Source organism: Negativicoccus succinicivorans, assembly GCF_018373335.1.
In the GTDB taxonomy this organism is placed as follows: Bacteria; Bacillota; Negativicutes; order Veillonellales; family Negativicoccaceae; genus Negativicoccus; species Negativicoccus succinicivorans_A.
The window spans coordinates 1-4100 of record NZ_JAHAHH010000093.1 but is presented as its reverse complement, the minus strand read 5'-3'; the positions used below and the strand labels follow the sequence as shown (position 1 = coordinate 4100).

Annotated in this window: 5 protein-coding genes; all 5 read left to right on the top strand. The window is 44.8% G+C overall.

From position 1 onward, the window contains the following. Positions 1-130 precede the first annotated feature (130 nt). Positions 131-1411 (top strand): GTPase ObgE, encoded by a 1281-nt coding sequence (obgE, locus tag KH813_RS06185; protein WP_303994480.1) that lies wholly within the window; start codon positions 131-133, stop codon positions 1409-1411. 2 nt (positions 1412-1413) lie between these two features. Next, positions 1414-1710 (top strand): YhbY family RNA-binding protein, encoded by a 297-nt coding sequence (locus KH813_RS06180; RefSeq protein ID WP_303988448.1) that lies wholly within the window; start codon positions 1414-1416, stop codon positions 1708-1710. 336 nt (positions 1711-2046) lie between these two features. Beyond that, the gene (nadD, locus tag KH813_RS06175; protein ID WP_369694441.1) at positions 2047-2658 is read left to right on the top strand and encodes a nicotinate-nucleotide adenylyltransferase; all 612 of its coding nucleotides are present in this window, start codon (positions 2047-2049) and stop codon (positions 2656-2658) included. 31 nt (positions 2659-2689) lie between these two features. Next, positions 2690-3235, top strand: a complete 546-nt coding sequence (yqeK, locus tag KH813_RS06170; protein WP_303994478.1) for a bis(5'-nucleosyl)-tetraphosphatase (symmetrical) YqeK — start codon at positions 2690-2692, stop codon at positions 3233-3235. Then, positions 3232-4100, top strand: an 869-nt coding sequence (locus tag KH813_RS06165) for an LCP family protein (RefSeq protein WP_303994477.1), incomplete at its 3' end; no start/stop codon positions are given. The genes yqeK and KH813_RS06165, both read left to right, overlap by 4 nt.

The following is a 4100-nucleotide window of genomic DNA, read 5'->3' as shown; positions in this document are numbered from 1 at the left end:
TAAAAAAAATCAAATAGAGGCGATAAATGCCTCTATTTGATTTTTTTGAATGAATTATGTAACATGAAATTAATTTAGTAGAAACGATTACATTAGGCGCTTCCTGCGCTTTTTAGAAAGGCGGAACAAGATGTTTATCGACCGCGCAAGAATTTTAATAGAATCCGGTTCCGGCGGCAACGGGATGAGCAGTTTCCGTCGTGAAAAGTATGTGCCGAAAGGCGGTCCGAGTGGTGGCGACGGCGGTCACGGCGGTGCCGTTATTTTACGTGCAACGCGCAACATGAATACGTTAATTGATTTTCGCTATCGCAGGATTTTCAAAGCGAAACCGGGCGAAAACGGACAATCAAGCAATAAATTTGGCAAAGATGCCAATGATCTATACATTGATGTTCCCTTGGGAACATCTGTGTATGATGACGAAAATGACAAGTTACTGGCCGACTTAGTAGCGGACGGCGAAGAGTATGTTGCACTTAAGGGCGGCCGCGGTGGCCGCGGAAATGCGCGCTTTGCCACCAGCGCTAATCGGGCGCCGAAATTTGCGGAGCAGGGGGAGCCGGGACAAGAACGTTGGTTGCGTTTGGAATTAAAAGTGTTAGCCGATGTGGGAATTATCGGATATCCGAGTGTGGGTAAATCCTCTCTGATTCGCAAAGTATCCGCCGCCAAACCGGAAGTGGCCGCGTATCCGTTTACTACACTTACGCCGAGTTTAGGTGTAATCCGTTTGGACGAAGAGAGACAATTCGTGATGGCAGATATCCCCGGCCTCATCGAAGGTGCCAGTAAAGGTGTCGGTTTAGGACATCAGTTCTTACGTCACGTGGAGCGCAGTAAAGTGTTGTTGCACATGGTGGATGTCACGGGTTCCGAAGGGCGAGATCCATTGGAAGATGTTGAAATTATCAACACCGAACTGGCATTGTATAGTGATCTGTTACCCCAGAAGCGCCAATTAATTGTTGCGAATAAAATAGATGTTTTGTCTGACGTTGAGGTGCTGAGGACGTTTACTAAAATACAAACAGAAAAAGGTCGCGAAGTCTTTCCCATTTCCACTGCGACTGGCGAAGGGATTCCCGCACTGCTGCAGCGAACCTGGGAGGTTTTGCAAGAGGTAGCAATGGAATCGCAGGAAGAGCCGGCCGTCATTGATGAAGCAATATATGATGAAACACCGCAACCGGATTTTACGGTGACGCGTGGCGATGATGCCGCTTATGAATTACATGGCCGTCGGATCGAACGACTGGTTGGCATGACAAACTTTGATGACGATTATTCCGTTCTTCGTTTTCAAAAAATTTGGCGCTATATGGAGCTTGATGAATTTTTGCGTGAGCAGGGTGTGAAACAAGGCGATACAGTTCGCATCGGAGAAGTAGAGTTTACCTTTGAGGAGTAATTATGTTAACAAATCGACAGAAGAAATTTTTACAAAAATTGGCGATGAATATGGATCCGGTGGTGCAAATCGGCAAAAACGGTTTAGAAGATACAGTGATCGAGAGTGCGCGCAAGGCCATTACCAAGCGCGAATTGATCAAAGTTAAAATTCATCAGAATTCACCGGCGGAAAAAGATGCCACAATGAATACGTTAGCATCTGTGTTGCATGCTGAAACAGTACAACAGATCGGCGGTATAGGTGTATTTTTTCGCGCGAAAGAAAAAGATTCCAAGATTGAGTTGCCGGAATCGTGAAAAGCGACTTTCAGACCTGTAAACGTGCGGTAGTGTATGCTAATGTTTACACTCGTTTTGCTGACGATTTTAAATTTGATCCGGGGGCGGAGATTGGGAGCAGTACACAAACATTGCATGCATGCAGTCCTATAGGGTTGGAAGCTTTAGTACATACAAGTATTGTCTTTTCAGTACAGGGCAAGTAAGACGATGATGTTACACAAATGGAAAATTTGGTGGAAGTACCATTTCACAACTGAAAAAGGTCGTCATGATACCAAAGAATACATACTACTCATAGTTTTTTTGGTGCTGTTGATTGTAATTCTCGGGATAGGAAGATAGCTTATGATAATGCCGCAACGAATTGGAATTTTCGGTGGGACATTTAATCCCATTCACCTTGGCCATTTGGTAATAGCGGAAGCGGCCTGGCAAGAATATGATTTGGACAAAGTGGTATTTGTTCCGGCTTCGCATCCACCGCATAAACAACAAAATTTAGATGTCGCACCGGATGAATTGCGATATGAGATGGTACGTTTGGCGATCGCAGACAACCCGCATTTTGCCATTTCCGACGTCGAGTTGCAGAGGGAAGGACTGTCCTATACGGTAGATACATTGCGATATTTTCACACGCAATATCCCGCCGGTACTGAATTCTATTTTATTGTTGGTACCGATACACTGGAACAATTACCGACTTGGAAGTACATAGATGAATTGATTGAATTATGCCATTTTGTGAGTGCGTTGCGGCCTCATTACCAGGTCAATTGGCAACATCTTACCGAACGCTTTGGGGATTTAGCGCAAACGCGTATCCATTATTTGGCAACTCCACAATTGGAAATCTCCGCGACAGATTTGCGCAGGCGTCTTTGCACAGGGCAGTCCGTACGTTATTTAATGCCGGACGCTGTACGTTGCCGGCTGACAGAAAAGGGAATTTATGACTGTTAAAACTGTTTCTACCAAAGAACTTCGCAAAAAAATGAAAGAATTGCTTTCCGAAAAGCGATATTGTCACTCACTGGGGGTTGCTCATACGGCAAGTATTTTGGCGCAACAATTTGGCGGCGATCCCGAACAGGCGGAGCGCTGTGGCTTGGTTCATGATTGTGCGAAAGAAATGTCACTTACAGAAATGCATGAGCTGTTGGCGGATCGAAAGCAACAAATTTCGCCGATGATGTGGCATATGCGCAGTTTGTTGCACGGTCTTGCCGGGGCTGTATACGCCCAAAATAATTTCGGTTTTACGGATCCTGTAGAATTTGCCGCAATTGCGTATCATACTACAGGACGGGTGGCAATGAGCCGTCTTGAATTACTTATATTTGTAGCTGATTATATTGAACCGACGCGTGAATATGACGGCGTAGAACAGATCCGTGCCCTCGCCAAAACCGATTTGCACAAAGCCGCCTTGGCCGGTATTGATTCGACTATTCGTCACCTATTGAATTTGGGACAGGAAATTTATGTGCCGACAGTAGATGTGCGTAATTATTTAATAAAGGAAACGCAGCAAGCATGAATGATGAAAGAATAAAGCTGCCGAAACGGCGACGTAAGAAGCGCAGAGGCTGGCTTTCACGGTTAAAATGGATAGTCATGTTGTTGTCCTTTTTGCTTTTGGTCGGTACTGTATATTGGTTCGGACAACAAAAAGCACATGACAACGGCACCAAAGAATTGACACAGGGAACGGCAGATACACCGATTTATATCTTGGCAACGGGAATTGATCAAAGTGAGCCGCAAACGGCTGATACCATCATGCTTATTGCCGTTAACTTTCAAAAACAAACCGCAGCTGCGATTTCACTTTTGCCCAATATGGGAACACCGACCGAAGACGGACACGTGCCGCTTTTAAAGGATTCGTATAGGGCTGGCGGGATAGCTGCATTAAAAGAGCAGGTAGAGCGCTTATTTCAGATTTTTATTCCTTACTATGTAGTAGTTGACGAATCGCACTTTGCATCTTGGCTTGATACGCGTGGTCCGGTGTCAATCTATGTAGAAAAAAACATGGAATACGACGACGGCATGACCACACCTATTCGTTTAGCACAAGGTTATCAGGAGCTTGACGGTAATCAAGCGATTGCTTACTTACGGTATCGCGACTCTATTGCTGATGAACTGGGGCGTGTTAAACGTCAACAACGATTTTTGAAAGCATATCTTTCACAACTGCAAAAACAATATAGTTGGGTAAACTACATGTATACATATTTTGCGTGGGATCATTTTACGAGTAATATTTCAGCAGGCGACGGAGCGAAACTGGTATATGAATTGACGAAAATGCCGCCTGAAAATGTTGCTTTTTATATCGTACCGGGAGAGCCGCAAACGGCTGGAGAAGTTTATTACTCTGCACCAAATCGTATCGT

Excerpts from the sequence above, each read along its gene's own strand:
- nadD (WP_369694441.1), top strand. The coding sequence starts at position 2,047 with ATGCCGCAACGAATTGGAATTTTCGGTGGGACATTTAATCCCATTCAC.
- yqeK (WP_303994478.1), top strand. The coding sequence starts at position 2,690 with ATGAAAGAATTGCTTTCCGAAAAGCGATATTGTCACTCACTGGGGGTT.
- obgE (WP_303994480.1), top strand. The coding sequence starts at position 131 with ATGTTTATCGACCGCGCAAGAATTTTAATAGAATCCGGTTCCGGCGGC.
- KH813_RS06180 (WP_303988448.1), top strand. The coding sequence starts at position 1,414 with ATGTTAACAAATCGACAGAAGAAATTTTTACAAAAATTGGCGATGAAT.